Raw genomic sequence first — 19573 nt, forward strand, 5'->3', positions numbered from 1 at the left:
TGGCTTTTGTGACAATTCCTGTCTCAAATTACTTCTTTCCTTGGTACAAAACAGGATTCAATTCATCATCATTGTACATTTTCATTTGTTTGTACACTTTCATGAATTTTTCTCCGTTTTCAATATCCGTCAACAAATCTTCAATAGCAGTTGATAAATCAGTTCTTTGTTCCAAAAGAATATTTAATTTTTCTTGACACTTGTCTCTATGCTCTTGTGAGGCTTCAGCACGAGTAGCCTCTTCGTTCATATGATAGATTTTTAAAGCCAAAATTGACAACCTATCAAATGCCCAAGCTGGACTTTCAGAGTTAATTTTAGCACCTACTTTAGCTTCTACTTTGCTGTATTTTTGCAAAAAGTAACCATCAATATATTCAACCATATCGGTACGCTCTTGGTTGGAAGCATCAATTTTACGCTTCAAGATCAATGCTGCTACTGGGTCGATATTGGGGTCACGTATAATATCTTCATAATGCCATTGCACGGTATCAATCCAGTTTTTCAAATAAAGCAAATGCTCAAATTGATCTTTTGGAAAAGGATTGTTTATGGGCTGATCAACATTATCAAATTCATGATAATCTTTTATACTTTGTTCGAAAACGGAATACGCTAGTTTTGAAAACATATCTTTTTATTTAATAGTCACAAAGATACTTTTTATACTTTTATAAAAAAACTACATTTGAACTTTCTAATTCTAATTTTATAAAGTCATTCTTACCTATGCAAATTCACCATTTATCTGAAAAAAATAGCGTCTTAAATCATTTTCTAGGACAAATACGAAATGTAAACATCCATACTGACCGTATGCGTTTTCGCCGTAACATAGAACGTATTGGCGAAATTATGGCCTATGAAATCAGTAAAGATTTAGTCTATAAAGCTGTAGAGATCCAAACACCACTTGGAACAAAAAAAACTAGTGAAATCAATCATCCTATCGTTGTGGCTTCTATTTTAAGAGCTAGTCTTCCCTTTCATCAAGGAATATTGAATTATTTTGATGAGGCAGAAAATGGTTTTATTTCGGCAGCACGTTACCCTACTGATGAAGGTGATTCTTTTGAAATTAAAGTAGAATATGAAGCTATTGCAGACATCACCTCCAAATATGTTTTATTGGTAGATCCAATGTTAGCAACGGGACAATCTATTGTAGCCGTATTCAATAAATTAATTGAAAAAGGATATCCAAAAGAAATTCATCTTGCCGTTGTGATCGCTGCCCCAGAAGGAATTGCACTTCTCGAACAAGAATTACCCGATAATTGTCACTTATGGGTTGCTGCAATTGATGAGCGATTAAACGAACATTTTTATATTGTACCTGGCTTAGGAGATGCAGGAGACCTAGCTTATGGCCCTAAGTTATAGTTGAGAGAAAAAAGCAAACAGACTACATAGAATCAAAACTCCCAACACCATTTCCTGCTTTAACTTCAACTGTGGAATCTCGATGTGATTGGTCGCCATAATGGCCAAGGGAGCAACTGTGAAAATTAATAAATTATTACTTTTATTAGGCGAAACAATATAAATAATAACTGCAATAAAAAAAGATGCTATAATCGTTTTATAGGTTGAATGTGTAATCACTGGTTTTGATGAAAAGGTTAAAAATACAGATATCACAAAAAACATAGCGATTGTAGCATAAATAGATAAAGCCGCATTTTGATAATTATTGGTAAAATAGTCTAGTGAAAAACTTGTAGAAATACTTTTATCAATATAAGTTATGACATCAATATCGAGTAAAATAGCGACAACCGAAAACATTATCCCAGATGTAAACAAAGCTATAAAAGGTAAAAACCAGTTTCTGTAATCACGAGCAACATGAAATATTATAGAGATAAAAACCAAAGCAAGGTATAATATACACCAAAACTGAAATAAAGAAGCTACAAATATCCATAACGAAGCATCAAATATTTTTTCTTTTGATGCTTTCAAAGAATGTAATGAGATCAAACGTCGAAGTGCTAATAATACAAAAAGATTAGCAAAAACAAGTCTGAAGTCATCCCATAAACTTGGAAAAAAAAGAAAAAACAACAGATAAAAAAATATGGCATAACAACTATCTTTTGAAAGTCCATTTTTCTTAGTAACGAAATTGGTAATAAATACTGAAGCCACTATGGCAAATAATATTACAACCTTTTTTATGATTAAAATAGTTGAATTTACCCATAAAACATCTTGAATTTGATAGATAGAAAAGAAAACCAATATCAAAATTACTACCAAGGAAAAATTTAATGGTGTAGATTTCTTAAAAATGCTTGTTATCATAAGGATATTTTATACTTTTGTGATTGTAAATATAATACTTGTTTAAAAAGGAAAGGGTTAAGTTGAAAAAGATTCTTTTAAAAAAAATATTTACAAACGAATTAAAATATAAAACAATATAATTTTATCGATATGAAAACATTTTTAGAAGGTATTCAATACTTATTCGTAAACATCTTATTTGCTCCTTTAGATTTTTTACGTTCACTTGAATTAAGAACTTGGTTTGGTGCTAATACTATTAACTGGATTTTCATGGCAATTTGTGCAGCTGCATTGGTTTACTGGGTCAAACAATTAAGAATTTTTGATCAAGCAGGAACAGAAACTCAAGATACTACAGCACATTCATTCTTGAAATAAAAACAAAATCCTCAATCTTTACAACAGATTGAGGATTTTTTTTATTCCTTAAAGTAGATCGTTTCCAATATCTCTTCTATAATTCTTTTTCTCAAATTGAATTTTATCCACATTTGCATACGACTTTTTCAAAGCTTCTTGAAAACTATCTCCGTATGAAGTAATTGCCATTATGCGACCACCATTGGTCAATACAGTATCACCATCAAGTTTTGTACCTGCATGAAAAACAATCGAATCAGTTACATTTTCTAGTCCGGTAATTACTTTCCCTTTTTCAAAATCTTCAGGATATCCTCCAGAAACAAGCATTACTGTTGTTGCACTTCTTTCATCTATTTCAAGCGTAATTTCGTCTAGCTTTTCATTGGCTACAGCCAAAAATAACGCTACTAAATCTGTTTTTAATCTTGGTACTACAACTTCTGTCTCTGGATCACCCATTCGAACATTGTATTCAATTACGATTGGCTCATTATTGACATTGATTAAACCTATAAATACAAAACCTTTGTACTCAATACCATCTTTTTGAAAACCTTCAATGGTAGGTTTTACAATACGTGTTTCTATTTTTTCCATTAACACAGCGTCAACATACGATACTGGAGAAACTGCTCCCATACCACCTGTATTCAATCCTGTGTCTCCTTCGCCAATGCGTTTGTAATCTTTGGCAGTTGGCAATATTTTATAGTTTTTTCCATCGGTAAGTACAAAACAACTCAATTCTATACCGTCTAGAAACTCCTCGATAACGACTTTTGAACTTGCAGCACCAAATTTTTGACCCACTAGCATATTTCTCAATTCTTCTTGCGCTTCGGCTAGGTCATGAATAATCAAAACTCCTTTTCCAGCAGCCAAGCCATCAGCTTTCAATACGAAAGGCGGCTTTAAAGTTCCCAAAAATGTACAACCTTGTTCCACAGTCTCAGCTGTAAAACTATCATATGCAGCAGTTGGAATATTGTGTTTTACCAAAAATTCTTTGGCAAATTCTTTACTTCCTTCTAGTGTAGCACCCAATTTTGATGGACCAATAACCGGGATTTGACTTAATGCTTTATCATTTTTAAAAAAATCAAAAATACCTTTTACTAATGGATCTTCTGGACCTACAACAACCATTTCAATTTTTTTGTCCAAAACCAAAGCTTTTACGGCTTCAAAATCAGTTGGACTAATCGCTACATTTGTTGCAATAGAAGCTGTTCCTGCATTTCCTGGAGCTACAAAAAGTGTATCACAAAGCGGACTTTGAATCATTTTCCAAGCAAAAGCATGCTCTCTTCCTCCAGAACCTAATAGTAAAATATTCATCTGTATTTTTTTTTAGTAAATTATTTCATTCTTAAAATGATCCTGCAAAAATAATTGGTTTTAAATCTAATACCAATTATAATGATTACTAAATACTAAATTAAACAGATAATCTTAAAAATCCTTTTAGGAATGGAGATAGAATGCCAATAACTTTTTAATGTTTATTTAAAAAATTATGCATTAGAATATGCTTAATTGTCTGTATAATATTAATTTTGGATAAAAATTGTTTCATGTTTTCTCTCTTTGACTTATCCTTACAACTCAATCGCTTTCCAATAAAGAAGGCTAAGGGTGACTTGCAAACAATAGTCACTTTACCCAAAAATGAAAAAATTATTTTTATCGAAAGTCAAAAAAAAGCTATTGTTGACTACCATTTACAAAACAATTCATTTTATAAAAATTTACTAGGACAATCGGGATTCACCACCTGGGAGGCACTTCCGATTTTGAATAAAAGCAACCTTCAACAATCTTTACAAACAAGACTTTCAAAAGGGTTTACTTCAAAAAATAGTTATGTCAATAAAACTTCTGGATCTAGCGGAACCCCATTTGTTTTTGCCAAGGACAAGTACAGCCATGCCTTAACTTGGGCATCCAACTACATGCGTTTTGGCTGGCATAATATCAACCTCAACAGTGCATATCAAGCTCGATTTTACGGCATTCCAAAGGATTTTTTTGGCCGGAGCAAAGAACGTTTCAAGGATTTTTTGAGCAATCGTTATCGGTTTTCTGTTTTTGATCTATCTGACGAGAAATTAGAAGCATTTTTAATCCAATTCAAACAAAAACGCTTTGACTATATCAATGGCTACACTAGTAGCATTGTTTTGTTTGCTAAATTTTTACAAAGAAAAGAGCTTGTCTTAAAAGATGTTTGTCCTAGTTTGAAAGTATGTATAGTCACCTCTGAAATGCTTTTTGAAACTGACAAAATTCTACTAGAAAAACATTTTGGAATCCCCATTGTCAATGAATATGGAGCCTCTGAGTTAGATTTGATTGCATTTGAAAATAAAAATGGAGAATGGCAAATCAATACCGAAACACTATTTGTTGAGATCTTGGATGAACACGATGCTATAGTACCATACGGTCAATCTGGTCGCATTGTTGTGACATCACTATTCAATAAAGCACATCCTTTTATACGTTATGATTTGGGAGATATAGGCACGTTGGATGAAAAAAGTACTCCTCAAAAGCCTATTTTAAAACAATTAATTGGACGGACAAATGATATCGTACACTTTCCGAGTGGAAAAAAATCCGGTGGATTAGTATTTTACTACGTGACCAAAAGCATAATTGAAGATGGCGGAAATATAAAAGAATTTGTAATCAAACAAACCACAATTAACAATTTTACAATTGAATATGTTAGTGCAAACGAACTTACAAAAACTGAAATTATAACAATTGAAAAAGCAATTGAACTGTATTTGGAACCCCACTTGAAGTTTGATTTTATTCGAAAACAATGTCTACAAAGAACCCAAAGAGGTAAACTAAAGCAATTTACGTCTGAGCTGGTACTTTCTTGATGTAAAAAGGTTTTATCATTAATTGTGTAACTAAAAAAATCATCATACAGCTTAATGCCATAATCCAATTGTAACGGTGATATTGCTTATATACAGCAAAATTATGTTTAACCAAATCTATTTTTGATGCAGAAATTGAATTTGCTCTTACTCTATAAATGGCTAGACTTTCAGGAACGGCCTTTGCCATTTTTATTTTTTTTAGAAGGGTTAACCAATGCATCCAATCTTGGCGTTTGCGCTTGGATAAGATTTCAATTTTACCAAAAAAATCTGTGTCATAAATCCCGGTCAAGTTACCCACGTAATTGCAAAAAAACAATTGTCGATAGGATAAATTTTGAGGAGGAACTACGCTTAAATTTAGTAAGTCACCTTCTTCATTCATACAATCATAAGCTGAAAAAGTAAATGGAATGGCATTGGTTTGCATAAAATTGAGCTGCTTTTGAAGCTTATACGGCTTCCATAAATCATCTGCATCCAAGAAGGCTATATACCTGCCCGTAGCATGTATAAGAGCCGTATTTCTAGCAACACCTGTTCCTGAATTTTTAGAAAGTTGAAACCACTTGATCCTAGCATCAGATTGGGCTATTTTTGAAATTAGAGCTACCGTTTGATCTGTAGAGGCATCATCAACGATAATAATTTCCCAATTTTGAAACGTTTGGTTTTGTACCGATAAAAGAGCATCGGCAATAAATTTTTCAGAGTTGAAAGTAGGAATTAGGATAGACACCAATGAATTTTCCATGTTAAAAAGCTTTTTCGTCTCCTACAAAAATATCAATTACCGTTTGAAATATGATTTTGACATCCAAATATAAGGACCAATTTTCAATATAAAAAACATCGTACTTAATGCGGTTTTCCATATCTTTTTCGTTGTTTATTTCACCTCGGAAACCACTTATTTGGGCTAAACCGGTAATCCCAGGTTTAACACTATGTCTTACAAAGTATTTTTTGATTTTGTTTCGATATGCATTATTGTGTACCCATAATTGCGGTCTGGGTCCTACGATTGACATATCCCCCAATAATACATTAAAGAATTGTGGCATTTCGTCCAAACTTGTTTTCCGCAAAAATTGACCTATTTTGGTGATTCTAGGGTCATTTTTTATGGTTTCATGTTCTGTACTTTGGTTCATAACCATAGAACGAAACTTGTAGCAACAAAACTCTTCTTGGTTGATGCCTGGACGTCCTTGTTTGAAGAGAACGGGCCCTTTCGATTCTAACTTTATTAATAGTCCTATCAATGGAACAGCCCATGACAAGATAAAAACAATGACAAGTAATGAAAAAGCAATATCAAAACAACGTTTTACAAATTGGATTTCGGGTTGGTTTAAAACACTCTTTGTAAGGGAAAGTACTGGAAAAAGTTCGTAATATTCCATTTTTAAATTCTTCGAAAAAATATCCTTTGTGTCTGGTATAAACTTTAGATTCCTATTGTTCTCAGACATAAATTCAACTAGATTTTTCATTTTTTCATTCGAAATATCGCTTAGAGAACAATATACCTCATCGACATTGTTTTTGAGTACAAATTCTTTAACATCATCGTAATTACCAATAATTTCCTCATTTACTTTCTTATCTGAAAAGAAACCTAAAAAATGGTATCCATAATTCACATTGGTGTCAAACAACTTTTTTAACTTAATGGCTTGAGAACTGTATCCAATGATCACAGTTCTTCTATAATTACTTCCTGTAATGAGTCGGTATTCCCTAAGTAGAAAAAATAACACAAACTTGGCCAGTGCTACAGACAATGTACTGAGTATAAAAAACTCAATAATAATCCATTGATTAAAGGCTTGATTGGCTATGAATGGGAAGTAAACTACTGCTAGTAATAAAAATACAACTTGTTGTTTTGTAATTTTAGAAAAAATTTCGATCTGAGTTGTAAAACGATACACTTGATAAAATTTGCTAAAGAAAGCCACTATGCACCAACTAAATAGCAAATAAATAACATAATTACTCGTATTGAAAGAGAGTCCATTGAACAATAAAAGGCTCAATATGACAATAATTAGTAAATCAATAATAATACTAATTGGCCTAATGTATTTTGAATATCTTCCTATACGAGTGTATTTCATGCTTTATACTATCCGATTTTTGGACACAATTACAATATTGCGTTCTAAAATCTTTGGTTTTTTTTCTGGTTACAGTTACAAATAAAAGCTAAAAATTATTTTACTGCTCCAAGATTTGTTCTAAAATTTTGATAGTGATTAAATAAGTTGGTTTTACCCCTGTTGTTCCCAATCCTCCAGATGCCAAGGTACTTCCTGTTTCCAATGGGTTGTCTGAGGCATAATATGCATAACGGACTTTGACATCCTTTGGGATACTTTTTCTAATTTTGGACGCAGATTGAATAGCCTTTTGATAATAAGAACCTTCCATTTCTAGTCCGATTACACCCCATGTTGAGTCGTGAAAGAACTTTAATAAATCTCTATTTTGTAGTGATGTTCCAAGAACGGTTACCATTGGTCCCGAGAAAACCTCAATACCATTGCCTTCAAACATTTCAGCAGATAATTCATTTTCAAAAAAGTAATTGTCTGCAGTACCTTCATTGATGTGTGCATTTGGAATCATAATATCTCCTTTTCCACCTTCTAGAATGCCGGCTTTCCCCATGATTGACACAGATTCTACATTCAAGAAAGTTTCTTTTTTGTATGGTTTCAGCAATTCATCAATAGTTTCATAGGCTTGTTCTCCAAACGCATAATCCATTACAATAAGTACTGGTTTTTTCTCCGCTGCTGCTCCTGTTGGAAAAGAAGTATTCTCCCAATTGATTTTGGCTGTATCAAAAATTTGTACATCAATATTGGTTCCTGAGGTATCTGGTAACGAAATCATTCCATTTTTGAGTGCAATTTCTTCTACCTTGCTTCTTAATTCTTTTCCTTCAGATTTACTAAGTTCTTCGTATATTCCAAAATCACTCATACCTTTGAATTTAGATTTCAATGCAGGACAAGCAAAAATGGAATTCATCACCGAGTGCATATTTGCACTGATGACGTGAATAGGTCGATCCAAAAGGTTATTGGTTTTCAATACCTCCTTAATGTGTGTAGCCCAAATGTCACCGTGAATGTGGTGTCCCAAGCGTTCTCTTAAAATAGGGCTAAATGTGATTGTTCTTTTGGTATTTTCGGTTATCTCTTCTATAGCCAATTTACCTAACCAATAAATGATTTGTAAAAAGCGATCTGGAGCAGCTTCTGTTCCAAAATCGTCATATATATCTGAGATATCTTCAAAGGTTCTCCCTAGAATATTTGCAGCATGAGAAATTGCTTTTTCTCTATCAATCAAGGTTAGTTTTTTCTTTTGAGAAACTGCTTGTTCAAGTTTTTGCCAATCTCTAGAAATTTCGCCAGTCTCATCCAATAACACATGGTATCTAATTTTGTGTGATTCGATAAAAATAAAGGTAAGGTGTGTTAAGATATCATAAATATCAGATCTCCCACGAGTGATTTCAATATGCATCAAATCATCATCAATACGGTAACAATTACGTCTACGTTTTGGTGGAATTATTGCTTTGAAGTGTGATTTATCATAGCCTTCATGTGAAGTCAAATTAATAAAACGACATTCTTCTATTCCAATTGGGAGGCGTTCGATAACATATAATAGTCCTTTTAGTTCTACTTTTTCGTCAGCTATATGGCCATATATTTCTGGTCGTAACATTAACAATGCTTCTCTCAAACTATCACCAGAAACTCCCATAGGTTTATAAAAACCTCGGTTGAATAAATGGCGCATGGTAATATATAATTTCTCAATAGCGGCAGATGATTCTTGTGCTCTTGTGATGGTTAAATTTTTTGTTTCTTTCATATTTATCTATTTTTAAAAACTGCTTTTTTATTAAAAAATTCCATTTGTATAAACGTATGGAATCAATTTAGTACTTATCAGTTATCATTTAGACCTCTTTTTGGTCTATATTATTGTTTTTAAAACATCAACTATTTTTCTATCGTTGGCCAATCGAGGTACTTTATTTTGACCACCAAGTTTACCAATTGATTTCATATATTCTTGAAAACCATTTTTGGCTACTTTGGTGATAATGACTTTTTGCAAAATGTTACCTACTATCAAGTCGTCATAATAACTATTTTGTTTGCGCATGGCATTGTCAATTGCTATTGCGAAGGTACTCCAATTGCTGGGTTCATTTTCAAATTCTATAAACCATTCATGATACGGTAAGCCAGAAATCGGATTAATCTGCGGTGCTACTGTAAATTCATTTACGCGAACATCCGTTCCAGCCATTGCTTCTTGTAAAGAGTATTCTACTTCTTTGCCTATTACATGTTCTCCAAAAGCAGAAATGTAATGCTTAATACGTCCAGAAACAATGACACGATACGGTTTTAAGCTGGTAAATTGTACCGTATCTCCAATATTATAGCCCCATAGACCGGCATTGGTCGAAATGATCAATACATAATTGACTCCCAATTCTACTTCGCCAATCGTATATCGCCTTGACTTATTTGTAAAGAATTCATCACTTTTTATAAATTCATAAAACATACCGGAATTCAAAAGCAATAACATCCCTTTCTCTGTTTGGGAATCTTGGTAGGCAAAAAATCCTTCAGAGGCTGGAAACAATTCGATACTAGGAACTTTACGCCCAATGAGGTTTTCAAATTTTGCTCGGTAAGGTTCGTAATTCACTCCGCCATAAATAAAGAGGTTGAAATTTTTGAATATCTTTCCTACGGGCTTCCCCCCTTTTTCGTGTAGTTTCTCAAAATACATTTGTACCCATGATGGAATTCCAGAAATCACCGTCATATTTTCATTGATGGTTTCATTAACGATGGCATCTATCTTGGCTTCCCAATCTTCCATACAGTTGGTTTCCCAAGATGGCATGCGGTTTTTTTGCAGGTATTTGGGAACAAAATGCGCTACGATTCCAGAGAGTCTTCCAAATTGTATTCCGTATTTTTCTTCCATAAGGGGACTACCTTGTAGGAAAATCATCTTTCCAGAAACAAAATTAGCCTTGCCTGTTTCGTGGATGTAATGCAAAATTGCGTTACGAGCTGCTTCAATATGGTATGGCATGGATTCTTTGGTGAGCGGGATGTATTTGGCTCCCGAAGTGGTTCCAGAGGTTTTGGCAAAATACAAAGGTTTGCCTGGCCAAAGGATATTTTCTTCACCATGAACTACTTTTTCGACATAGGGTTTTAAATCCTCATAATCCCGAATGGGAACTTGTGCTGCAAAATCTTGGTAATTTTTGATAGTGTCAAAATGATGGTCTTTTCCAAATTGGGTATTTTGCGCTGTTTTTAATAAGGACTTAAAAACAGCTTGCTGAGTGGCCACAGGATTTGTTGCCCAAAGTTGTGTTTTTTTGAACACCATTTTGGCAAATATTTTGGCTGCTGCTGATTTTATAAACATGCTATTTTTGTTTTTTGGTGGTTTGTCCTTTTGTTTTAGACAACTGTACTGCTTTTTTCTCCTCTGCGTCTATCTTGGCTCTCAGCTTCAATTCTTCTTCGGAAGGGTTAAGATTGCGTTGTGGAACGGATTCTTGATCTCTATTTAAGATAGAATCTTTGTTGAACTTGGCATACTCTAATTGTCCGTTGAGTACTTTTTGAATGGATTGAATGTAGGCTTCGTTTTTCTTTAAAGCTTGAGTCAATGAATCTGATTTGAGTGCCAACTCGGTTGCATCCCTTTTTAATTGTGAAGATGAATAGCCTGGTATGTATTCTCTTAAAGGGGTAAAGGCAATTATAAAGGTTGTGATCGAAATTAATAATATAGCTCCCAAAGAGGCGACGACAAAGACATTCATTAATGTCAATCGGAGTGAAAATATTTCTTCAAAAGTTTCTTCATTCAAAATCACCAAACGGTTTTTTGTGAATAATTTACTGTGAAGTTTTTTGCGTTTCAATCTTTTTTTGGACATTTTGTTTTCTATTGGACACAAATATAATAATTAATGTAAACCAAACGACTTTCGAAAATGATTGTTGTTTTTAAAAACACATAAGCACTAGTAATGTTGTTGTTAAATGACTGAGTGTCTTTTTTTCCTATAGTATAAAACACTCTTTTTATTGTATTTGTATCTAATTTTTAAAATAGGTAAGAAATTAAATATTAAATAAGTCTTGTTATAAATTGTTGAAACTAAAAATAGTTTGATGCGTAATGTTAATTAAAACGTTGACGGTCTAGTAATATACATTTACAATCGTTGAATAGTACGTTTTGAATTTAAAATAGCCCCTTTTTAGGCTTAGGGTCGATCGCATGAGGGATAGAAGCTGGCTACCGAAGTAGCGCGGATAGCCCGACAGCAGTAGTGCAAGGGGCATTGTGAGCGCAAACATATGGAGCCCCTTGTACTACTGGTGGCATGCCCAAATGCAGTTTATGATGTTATTTTTAATAAAGTTTTAACTAGTTGGATTATAAATAAATCGGTTTTAGTGAGTTTGTATTGGGGAATTCTATTTACCTTTGCGATTATATATATTACAAATAGGCTTCGGCATAAATTATTCAATCATGGGAAGATTTGGAGTTACAGAAATCCTAGTTATATTGGCAGTTGTATTATTACTTTTTGGAGGTAAAAAAATTCCAGAATTAATGAAAGGCTTAGGAAGTGGACTTAAAGAATTTAAGAATGCTGCTAAAGACGAAACTGCTACTGATAAAAAAGAAGATAGCGATAAAGAAACTAAATAAGAAATGTATTTCTTGTTTGAATCCCAAAATTTGATTGAAAAATTGAGTTTTGGGATTTTTTTTGTGCTTAATTCTATTTTTTAAATACCTATCTCATTAGTATTTTCCTTTAATTACTGAATTCATTTATTCTTTAAGTAAAAATAAAATAAAACTTTTAAATTTTACTAAAGTCTTATTTAGAATTAATCTTAATTATGTATGTTTGCGCTTTGAAAAAAGTAATAACACCAAAATTAAAGACTATAAAGCAATGACAAAAAAGACGAAATCAAGCAATTTAATGCGCATCATCCACCGTTATTTAGGTTTTTTCCTAGCGGGAATTATGGCGGTATATGCCTTAAGCGGAATTATTTTAATTTTTAGAGATACTGATTTTCTAAAACAAGAAAAGAATATTGTCAAAACAATTGCTCCCAATTTGAATGAGGAAGATTTAGGAAAAGAATTGCATCTTAAAAAATTAAAAGCAGAACGTGTAGAAGGCGATGTTGTTTTTTTCAAAGAAGGAACCTACAATAAAAAAACAGGAGCTGCCAATTATAAAACCACAAGCCAACCTTTTATAATCGAAAAAATGAACCATTTGCACAAAGCAAAAACAGGTGATCCTTTGTTTTTTTTAAATATCTTCTTTGGAGTATCCCTATTCTTTTTTGTGATTTCAACCTTCTGGATGTTTACACCAAAAACGACCATTTTCAAAAAAGGAATGTATTTTACAGCTGCAGGAATTGTCTTGACATTGATAATGTTGTTTTTGTAAATTATAGCTTTTTACATAATTTGTCACTCAATATTTGTCACTCTGAAAGAGTCTCTACGAATGTTATTCACAGTTGCTGAGACGCTTTCAGCGAGACAAACTAGGTGGAGTTCTATGGTTGCTTAACTTTGTCACATTACAATTATAGATACTTTTATCACAATCCTAATCACACAATATTGTCACTCTGAAAGAGTCTCTACGTACGTTATTCACAGTTGCTGAGACGCTTTCAGCGAGACAAACTGCATGGAGTTTTATTGTCGTTCAACGTTTTGAATAATTTTTCTCAATATTTGTCACTCTGAAAGAGTCTCTACGTACGTTACTCACAGTTGCTGAGACGCTTTCAGCGTGACAAACTGCATGGAGTTTTATTGTCGTTCAACGTTTTGAATAATTTTTTCTCATTATTGTTACTCTAAAAGAGTCTCTACGTACGTTATTCACAGTTGCTTAGACGCTTTCAGCGAGACAAACTAGGTGGAGTTTTATGGTGGCTTAACTTTGTCACATTACAATTATAGATACTTTTATCACAATGCTAATCACACAATATTGTCACTCTGAAAGAGTCTTAAAACAACTCATTCAAAAAATTCCAATCAGGATTGATAGTATTGATCAAGTCTTCCTTTACCTCCCGATTCATCAATTTGATTTCCTTTTCTCTTGCAATTGCAAGTTGTATCCAACCGAAATGTTCATAATAAAGTAAAAATTCAACATTATATCTTGCAGTAAAACTATTGGGGTTTAATTTTTCTTTATGTTCCTGCAGACGTCTCTTTAAATTGTTTGTTACACCTGTATAGAGTACTTTCTTGTTCTTATTGGTAATTATGTAAACATAAAAATTGTAAATCCCTTCAGTGTACTCTATCATAATGATGCCATTTAAAAGGTTAAATTCTAATTTTGTAACTCTGAAAGAGTTTCTATGTTCGTTGCTCACTTGCTGAGACGCTTTCAGCGTGACAAACTGTGTGGAAATTGATTATCATTCATCGTATTCTTTTTAAAAAATACAATAACCACAATATTGTCACTCTGAAAGAGTCTCTACGTTGGTTACTAACTATTGCTGAGACGCTTTCAGCGTGACAAACTGTGTTGAATTTGATTATCATTCATCGTATTCTTTTTAAAAAATACAATAACCATAATATTGTCACTCTGAAAGAGTCTCTACGTTGGTTACTCACTGTTGCTGAGACGCTTTCAGCGTGACAAACGGTGGCGACTTTGATTGTGGCTTATATTAATCAACTTCTTTTCACCAAACTAAGTTAACTACTACTCATCATCCAATATTGTCACTCTGAAAGAGTCTCTACGTACGTTATTCACAGTTGCTGAGACGCTTTCAGCGTGACAAACGGCGAGGAGCTTATTATGGACTGCTTACTTGAAGTTAACCTTATTAAATCACCATCGTCAACTGTATTCTCTTTCTATCCTCATCCACTTCAGTGACTTTTACGGTAACATGTTGATGTAACTTCACAACTTCGTTTACGTCGCTTACAAAGCCTGCTTTGAGTTGAGAGATGTGTACCAAACCACTTTCTTTGACACCGATGTCAACAAAACAACCAAAATTGGTGATGTTATTCACAATTCCAGGTAAAATCATTCCTGATTTTACGTCTTTGATGCTTTTTACATTCGGGTCAAATTCGAAAACTTTGGCGGCTTTCCTTGGGTCTAATCCTGGTTTTTCGAGCTCTTTGATAATGTCTTTTAGCGTAAGCAAACCAATTTCTGGCGTGATGTAATTCTCCGGTTTTATTAAAGCTGTTTTCTCTTTGTTGGCAATCAAATCATTCACGGTCAATTTTAAATCTTTGGCCATTTTTTCAACAATCGAATAGGCTTCCGGATGCACTGCCGAGTTGTCCAACGGATTTTTAGCATTCGAAATTCGGATAAAAGCGACTCCTTGTTGGTAGGCTTTCTCGCCCAAACGAGGAACTTTTTTCAGTTGTTTTCTGTTTTCGAAAGGACCATTTTCTGATCGATAAGTCACTATATTTTCGGCCAACTTCTCTCCGATTCCACTCACGTAGCTTAGCAAATGTTTACTTGCGGTATTGATGTTAATTCCAACCGAATTCACGCAACGAATTACCGTGTTATCCAATTCTTCTTTTAATTTATTTTGGTCCACATCATGTTGGTACTGCCCTACTCCAATGGCTTTTGGGTCAATTTTTACCAACTCTGCCAATGGATCTGAAAGTCTTCTTCCAATAGAAACCGAACCACGTACAGTAACATCATAATCTGGAAACTCTTCGCGAGCAATTTTAGATGCTGAATATACCGAAGCTCCCGCCTCTGAAACAATAAAAACTTGTACCGGTTTATCAAATGCGATTTTCTTGATAAAAAATTCGGTTTCTCGAGATGCGGTTCCGTTTCCAATTGAGATGGCATCAATTTTATAAGCGTTCACCATCGATTTTATTTTCTTCATCGCCATGGCTGTTTCGTTTTGTGGCGCGTGCGGATAAATATTTTCGTTGTACAGTAAATCTCCTTTTTCGTCCAAACAAACTACTTTACAACCGCTTCTAAATCCTGGGTCGATTGCCAAAATACGTTTTTCTCCCAATGGTGGCGCTAATAATAACTGCCCTAAATTATTAGCAAATACCTGAATCGAATTGGCATCGGCCTTGGCTTTGGCTTCCTGCAAAGCTTCGTTTGAAATCGCTGGATTCAACAATCTTTTATACGAATCTTCAATCGCCAACTGTACATGTGGAGTACTCGCACTTTGACCTTTTAAAATCACTTCGTCAATAATATTATAGGCATCATCAATGTCTACTTCGACTTTAAACTTGATAAAACCTTCGTTTTCGGCACGCAACATCGCCATCAAACGGTGCGAAGGTGCTTTGGTTAACGGCTCTGACCACTCAAAATATTGATTAAACTTTTGAGCAGCTTCGTCGTCTTTTTTGGTTTTGATAACCTTGGTAGTAATGGTTGCTTTACGCTCGTATAAGCGACGCAATTGCTTTCGAACATAAATATTTTCGTTAATCCATTCCGCTACAATATCTCGTGCTCCTTGCAGCGCAGCGTCTTCGTTGATCACATTTTCGTTTAGATATTTTGTCGAAAGAAAATCAACGTCATCATTGTTTTGAGCCATGATGATTTTAGCCAAAGGTTCTAATCCGTTTTCACGAGCGACATCGGCTTTGGTTTTTTTCTTTTTTTTATACGGTAAATAGAAATCTTCTAATTCTTGAAGGTCAAAACTTTTATCAATTTTAGCAAACAAAGTTTCGTTCATTGCACCTTGCTCCATGATGGATTTCAAGATAGCTTCTTTACGCTTCACGACTATTTCGTACTCTTTTTGAAGCTTGGCTATGTTTTCAATTTGTACTTCATCCAGATTTCCGGTAGTATCTTTTCGATACCTAGAAATAAACGGAATAGTACAATCTTCTTGTAATAATTGAACAGTTTTTTGAATATTGATTGCCGCTGTAGCAACCGATTTGGATATGTATTGTATGTTGGTCATTAATTAAATTTTAAGTAAATAATACGAGATTCTCGTAAAATCTCGTATTATTTACAACTTATACGATTTTATAATTTTAGTAAAATCTTTAGATCTAACAAAATTATGTTTTATTTTGTTAACTTGAATTTTTTCTAAAAAACCTAAGCTTTGTAGATTATTTAAATCAGCCCTAGCGGTGAAATTTGAAATACTAAATCTATTTTCTATCTCTTTACTGCTTAAAACTCTATCTTCATCCTCACTTATAATTTTTAAAATTTGCGCTTGCCTGTCATTTACATTTGGTATCTTAATAAACTTTGCAGCTTGTATGACTTCTTTTTGTTTTCTACCAATGTATTCTTTCAAACTAATAAAGGCTTTTTCCATCGTTTTTAAATGATAAGTTATAAAATAGGTCATATCATTTTGATCAATTTCAGTATATATAAAAGCTTTTTCATATTGATTTTTAGTATCCTTTATAATTGTGGAAATAGCAAGATATTCCGTTAACCAATAACCATTTTTAAGCATATACCAATAAAAAAGAGCCCTAGCAGTTCGTCCATTACCATCACTAAAAGGATGAATCCATCCTATCATAAAATGTATAATGATTCCTTTTATTATGGGATGTATAAATATTTTTTGATCATTATTAAAAAAGTCACATAATTCGTTTATTAATACTTCTATTTCTTGATGATTGGGTGGTGTATGAACAACTTCACTATTAGAATAATTGACCACATAAATCTCGTCATTTTCTCTAAAAACACCTTCTTCATCTTTGTTATCTAACGTATCATTTGAAATCAAATTATGAATGTAAAGTAACTTGTCTGGGGTTATATCATCCGATTTATTTTGCACAATATATTTCATGGTGACAAAATTGTTCATAATCATTTGTTCAGACTTACTTTTTGGCTTCAACTCTTTTTGAATCATTTCTTTAGCTTTTTTTCGAGTCGTGTTTGCCCCCTCCATTTGACTACTTGAAATAGCTTCTTCCATGATGGAACTAATCATAAACTTTGTCTTGTCAGTCTCAGCAATACCAACATTACTTCCTAAATTTCCTCCAATATTCAAATCACAATAATGTAATAATTGCAGAATAAAATCAGTTGAACTAAATTGAAAACTGTACTTTCCGAAAGTGACATTTTTTGAATTTAGAATTCTAGCCATCTTTATTGCACTCCAATATTCTTGCGGACTAGCAATTTTAGCTTTATATTTTATTTTATCCCAGAATAAATATGCATCATTTATTTCCTTCAACTCCCCATTTTCACGCAATTGATTATACAATAAAAAAGTTTTTTCATCATATTTATATTCAGGTGGTGACTCTATCATACAACTCTATTTTTTGCTAATTTATGTAAATAATACGAGATTCTTGTAAAATCTCGCATTATTTACATCTTTGATTTTTTCATAAGACATAATCTAATATCTTTGAAACTTAAATTAAGTTAAATGACATTTTTATTCTACCTATTTTTAATTATTAATGCAATTGCTTTTATACTAATTGGCTACGATAAAAATCTAGCCAAAAAACAAAAAAGACGTATCCCTGAGCGAACACTTCTTTTATTTGTATTGATTGGTGGTACAATTGGTTCTGGATTAGCAATGCAAATTTTTAGGCATAAAACAGCAAAGAGAAGTTATCTTTTAAAGTTTTGGGGAATAGTTATTTTGCAAATTCTGCTATTATATGCCTTTTATCATTTTGATTTAGGAAGAGAATTATAGAATAAAATCTAAATAATTAGATTTATTAATTACTTCAAATCTTGCCTCTGGATATGCTTTCGCGAAAGCGGTAGGAACTTTAACTTTCTTGTTTTCATTCCATTTAAACTCAAAACCAGTGAGCATATCTCCCCTTTCTTCCAACCAATCTAATTCTTGTTGGTCATAAGTGCGCCAAAAGTAATTATTGGTTGTAATTTTATGATAATGTTGTTTTTTAATTCTCTCTACGGCTAAATAATTTTTCCATAAATCGCCAACATCATTTCGAGCATCCAATCGATTGAAATTATTAATTATTCCGTTTCGAATACCATTATCATAAAAGTACCATCTACTTGATTTTACAATTTCTTTCCTCAAATTTCGGCTGAAACCCTCCACTTTAAACAAAATGAAAACTTTAGACAAAAGGTCCAGATAATTAGCAACCGTATTTTTTGAAATTTGCAATTGATTACCTAACTCTTGCAATGAAACTTCTTTACCTACTTGATAAGCGATCAATCGCAAGAGATTATAAATTTTATCCGCTTGCTTAATGCCTTCAAAAGCTAAAATATCTTTTAGTAAATACGAGTTAATAATTTCGAACAAGTACTCTTTTTTCTCCTCCCAATCTTGATATTGCATTAATTCAGGATAACCTCCAAAAAGCAAACGTTCTTTTAAATTTTCAGTGGTTTGTTTGAAATTTTCTTGCGTCGAAAATTCCATTTGCGCCAGCGGAAAAAGATAAATCGTATTTTTTCGACCTACCAATGGTTCACCCAAATTATTGTTTAAATCAAATATTGAAGATCCTGTTGCAATAATTTTAATACCCTCAATAGAATCTACTATCAATTTTAATATTAAACCGATTTCAGGAATGGTTTGTGCTTCGTCAATTACTAATAAATCAATGTTAGTTAATAGACGTTTGTAATTAGCTACAGAACGCTCTTGTAATAGATTAGCATCTTGAATATCTTCACCATTCAATTGCAGATAACTTCCCTCCCGTACCGTTTTGAGATAATTTTTAATCAATTCTGTTTTACCAACACGCCGTGCGCCCAACAAAATCAATACTTTATTGGGTAAAACTTTTTTACTAAAATTGTCAAAAATGGCTCTCGTTAAGTAACTTTTCATCACATT

18 protein-coding genes are annotated in these 19573 nt (G+C 33.0%); 6 read left to right on the forward strand and 12 right to left on the reverse strand.

The window, feature by feature from the left end:
• Window positions 1–28 precede the first annotated feature (28 nt).
• Window positions 29–634: a DUF4254 domain-containing protein gene (locus M2326_RS01175; protein ID WP_264617728.1), complete on the reverse strand. Its 606-nt coding sequence runs from the start codon at window positions 632–634 to the stop codon at window positions 29–31.
• A 98-nt stretch (window positions 635–732) separates the two neighbouring features.
• Between M2326_RS01175 and upp the strand changes: the two genes are divergently transcribed.
• Window positions 733–1386: a uracil phosphoribosyltransferase gene (gene upp, locus M2326_RS01180; RefSeq protein WP_264617729.1), complete on the forward strand. Its 654-nt coding sequence runs from the start codon at window positions 733–735 to the stop codon at window positions 1384–1386.
• Here the strand turns inward: upp and M2326_RS01185 are convergent.
• On the reverse strand, window positions 1381–2310 hold the full coding sequence (locus M2326_RS01185; protein WP_264617730.1) for a DUF6427 family protein: 930 nt from the start codon (window positions 2308–2310) through the stop codon (window positions 1381–1383). The two genes, upp and M2326_RS01185, sit on opposite strands and share 6 nt — an antisense overlap.
• 132 nt (window positions 2311–2442) lie before the next feature.
• On the opposite strand from M2326_RS01185, the gene M2326_RS01190 reads away from it, so the two are divergent.
• A complete protein-coding gene (locus tag M2326_RS01190) occupies window positions 2443–2673 on the forward strand; it encodes a DUF6341 family protein (RefSeq protein ID WP_264617731.1) in 231 nt (76 codons plus the stop codon).
• Between the two features lie 48 nt (window positions 2674–2721).
• Here the strand turns inward: M2326_RS01190 and purD are convergent, their stop codons facing one another.
• Window positions 2722–3996, reverse strand: a complete 1275-nt coding sequence (gene purD, locus M2326_RS01195; RefSeq protein WP_264617732.1) for a phosphoribosylamine--glycine ligase — start codon at window positions 3994–3996, stop codon at window positions 2722–2724.
• A 236-nt stretch (window positions 3997–4232) separates the two neighbouring features.
• Here purD and M2326_RS01200 point away from each other — a divergent pair, with 236 nt between their 5' ends.
• Complete coding sequence (locus tag M2326_RS01200; protein WP_264617733.1) at window positions 4233–5552, forward strand: phenylacetate--CoA ligase family protein; 1320 nt, start codon at window positions 4233–4235, stop codon at window positions 5550–5552.
• On the opposite strand, the gene M2326_RS01205 is transcribed toward M2326_RS01200, so the two are convergent.
• The 5 genes from M2326_RS01205 to M2326_RS01225 all read right to left on the reverse strand — a co-directional run bounded on the left by M2326_RS01205 (window position 5527) and on the right by M2326_RS01225 (window position 11571).
• A complete protein-coding gene (locus tag M2326_RS01205; RefSeq protein ID WP_264617734.1) occupies window positions 5527–6309 on the reverse strand; it encodes a glycosyltransferase family 2 protein in 783 nt (260 codons plus the stop codon). The genes M2326_RS01200 and M2326_RS01205 overlap by 26 nt on opposite strands.
• 1 nt (window position 6310) lies before the next feature.
• Window positions 6311–7678, reverse strand: a complete 1368-nt coding sequence (locus M2326_RS01210) for an undecaprenyl-phosphate glucose phosphotransferase (protein WP_264617735.1) — start codon at window positions 7676–7678, stop codon at window positions 6311–6313.
• Window positions 7679–7778: 100 nt separating this feature from the next.
• On the reverse strand, window positions 7779–9455 hold the full coding sequence (locus tag M2326_RS01215) for a DUF6909 family protein (RefSeq protein WP_264617736.1): 1677 nt from the start codon (window positions 9453–9455) through the stop codon (window positions 7779–7781).
• Between the two features lie 105 nt (window positions 9456–9560).
• The gene (locus M2326_RS01220; RefSeq protein WP_264617737.1) at window positions 9561–11051 is read right to left on the reverse strand and encodes a GH3 auxin-responsive promoter family protein; all 1491 of its coding nucleotides are present in this window, start codon (window positions 11049–11051) and stop codon (window positions 9561–9563) included.
• Window position 11052: 1 nt separating this feature from the next.
• Window positions 11053–11571, reverse strand: coding sequence for a peptidase (locus tag M2326_RS01225; RefSeq protein WP_264617738.1), 519 nt, complete (start codon window positions 11569–11571; stop codon window positions 11053–11055).
• Window positions 11572–12176: 605 nt separating this feature from the next.
• Here M2326_RS01225 and tatA point away from each other — a divergent pair.
• Both tatA and M2326_RS01235 read left to right on the forward strand, forming a co-directional pair.
• A complete protein-coding gene (tatA, locus tag M2326_RS01230; protein ID WP_264617739.1) occupies window positions 12177–12359 on the forward strand; it encodes a twin-arginine translocase TatA/TatE family subunit in 183 nt (60 codons plus the stop codon).
• Between the two features lie 253 nt (window positions 12360–12612).
• Window positions 12613–13128, forward strand: a complete 516-nt coding sequence (locus M2326_RS01235) for a PepSY domain-containing protein (RefSeq protein WP_264617740.1) — start codon at window positions 12613–12615, stop codon at window positions 13126–13128.
• A gap of 577 nt (window positions 13129–13705) precedes the next feature.
• Here the strand turns inward: M2326_RS01235 and M2326_RS01240 are convergent.
• From M2326_RS01240 to M2326_RS01250, 3 genes are all read right to left on the reverse strand, one after another.
• Window positions 13706–14014 (reverse strand): GIY-YIG nuclease family protein, encoded by a 309-nt coding sequence (locus M2326_RS01240; RefSeq protein ID WP_264617741.1) that lies wholly within the window; start codon window positions 14012–14014, stop codon window positions 13706–13708.
• Window positions 14015–14551: 537 nt separating this feature from the next.
• Complete coding sequence (locus tag M2326_RS01245; RefSeq protein ID WP_264617742.1) at window positions 14552–16675, reverse strand: Tex family protein; 2124 nt, start codon at window positions 16673–16675, stop codon at window positions 14552–14554.
• Between the two features lie 51 nt (window positions 16676–16726).
• Window positions 16727–18025, reverse strand: a complete 1299-nt coding sequence (locus M2326_RS01250; protein ID WP_264617743.1) for a Fic family protein — start codon at window positions 18023–18025, stop codon at window positions 16727–16729.
• 123 nt (window positions 18026–18148) lie between these two features.
• On the opposite strand from M2326_RS01250, the gene M2326_RS01255 reads away from it, so the two are divergent.
• Window positions 18149–18430 carry a DUF1294 domain-containing protein gene (locus M2326_RS01255; RefSeq protein WP_264617744.1) on the forward strand — a complete coding sequence of 94 codons (282 nt, stop codon included), beginning with the start codon at window positions 18149–18151 and terminating at the stop codon, window positions 18428–18430.
• Here M2326_RS01255 and M2326_RS01260 read toward each other — a convergent pair.
• Window positions 18425–19567 carry an ATP-binding protein gene (locus tag M2326_RS01260; protein WP_264617745.1) on the reverse strand — a complete coding sequence of 381 codons (1143 nt, stop codon included), beginning with the start codon at window positions 19565–19567 and terminating at the stop codon, window positions 18425–18427. The genes M2326_RS01255 and M2326_RS01260 overlap by 6 nt on opposite strands.
• Between the last annotated feature and the right edge of the window lie 6 nt (window positions 19568–19573).

It is taken from the genome of Flavobacterium psychraerolatum, assembly GCF_025960985.1.
In the GTDB taxonomy this organism is placed as follows: domain Bacteria; phylum Bacteroidota; class Bacteroidia; order Flavobacteriales; family Flavobacteriaceae; genus Flavobacterium.

What these genes read in the sequence shown, in the direction of transcription:
- M2326_RS01260 (WP_264617745.1), bottom strand. Translation starts at nt 19,567, where the DNA reads ATGAAAAGTTACTTAACGAGAGCCATTTTTGACAATTTTAGTAAAAAA.
- M2326_RS01205 (WP_264617734.1), bottom strand. Translation starts at nt 6,309, where the DNA reads ATGGAAAATTCATTGGTGTCTATCCTAATTCCTACTTTCAACTCTGAA.
- M2326_RS01220 (WP_264617737.1), bottom strand. Translation starts at nt 11,051, where the DNA reads ATGTTTATAAAATCAGCAGCAGCCAAAATATTTGCCAAAATGGTGTTC.
- M2326_RS01255 (WP_264617744.1), top strand. Translation starts at nt 18,149, where the DNA reads ATGACATTTTTATTCTACCTATTTTTAATTATTAATGCAATTGCTTTT.
- upp (WP_264617729.1), top strand. Translation starts at nt 733, where the DNA reads ATGCAAATTCACCATTTATCTGAAAAAAATAGCGTCTTAAATCATTTT.
- purD (WP_264617732.1), bottom strand. Translation starts at nt 3,996, where the DNA reads ATGAATATTTTACTATTAGGTTCTGGAGGAAGAGAGCATGCTTTTGCT.
- M2326_RS01245 (WP_264617742.1), bottom strand. Translation starts at nt 16,675, where the DNA reads ATGACCAACATACAATACATATCCAAATCGGTTGCTACAGCGGCAATC.
- tatA (WP_264617739.1), top strand. Translation starts at nt 12,177, where the DNA reads ATGGGAAGATTTGGAGTTACAGAAATCCTAGTTATATTGGCAGTTGTA.
- M2326_RS01225 (WP_264617738.1), bottom strand. Translation starts at nt 11,571, where the DNA reads ATGTCCAAAAAAAGATTGAAACGCAAAAAACTTCACAGTAAATTATTC.
- M2326_RS01215 (WP_264617736.1), bottom strand. Translation starts at nt 9,455, where the DNA reads ATGAAAGAAACAAAAAATTTAACCATCACAAGAGCACAAGAATCATCT.
- M2326_RS01200 (WP_264617733.1), top strand. Translation starts at nt 4,233, where the DNA reads ATGTTTTCTCTCTTTGACTTATCCTTACAACTCAATCGCTTTCCAATA.
- M2326_RS01250 (WP_264617743.1), bottom strand. Translation starts at nt 18,025, where the DNA reads ATGATAGAGTCACCACCTGAATATAAATATGATGAAAAAACTTTTTTA.
- M2326_RS01190 (WP_264617731.1), top strand. Translation starts at nt 2,443, where the DNA reads ATGAAAACATTTTTAGAAGGTATTCAATACTTATTCGTAAACATCTTA.
- M2326_RS01235 (WP_264617740.1), top strand. Translation starts at nt 12,613, where the DNA reads ATGACAAAAAAGACGAAATCAAGCAATTTAATGCGCATCATCCACCGT.
- M2326_RS01210 (WP_264617735.1), bottom strand. Translation starts at nt 7,678, where the DNA reads ATGAAATACACTCGTATAGGAAGATATTCAAAATACATTAGGCCAATT.
- M2326_RS01185 (WP_264617730.1), bottom strand. Translation starts at nt 2,310, where the DNA reads ATGATAACAAGCATTTTTAAGAAATCTACACCATTAAATTTTTCCTTG.
- M2326_RS01240 (WP_264617741.1), bottom strand. Translation starts at nt 14,014, where the DNA reads ATGATAGAGTACACTGAAGGGATTTACAATTTTTATGTTTACATAATT.
- M2326_RS01175 (WP_264617728.1), bottom strand. Translation starts at nt 634, where the DNA reads ATGTTTTCAAAACTAGCGTATTCCGTTTTCGAACAAAGTATAAAAGAT.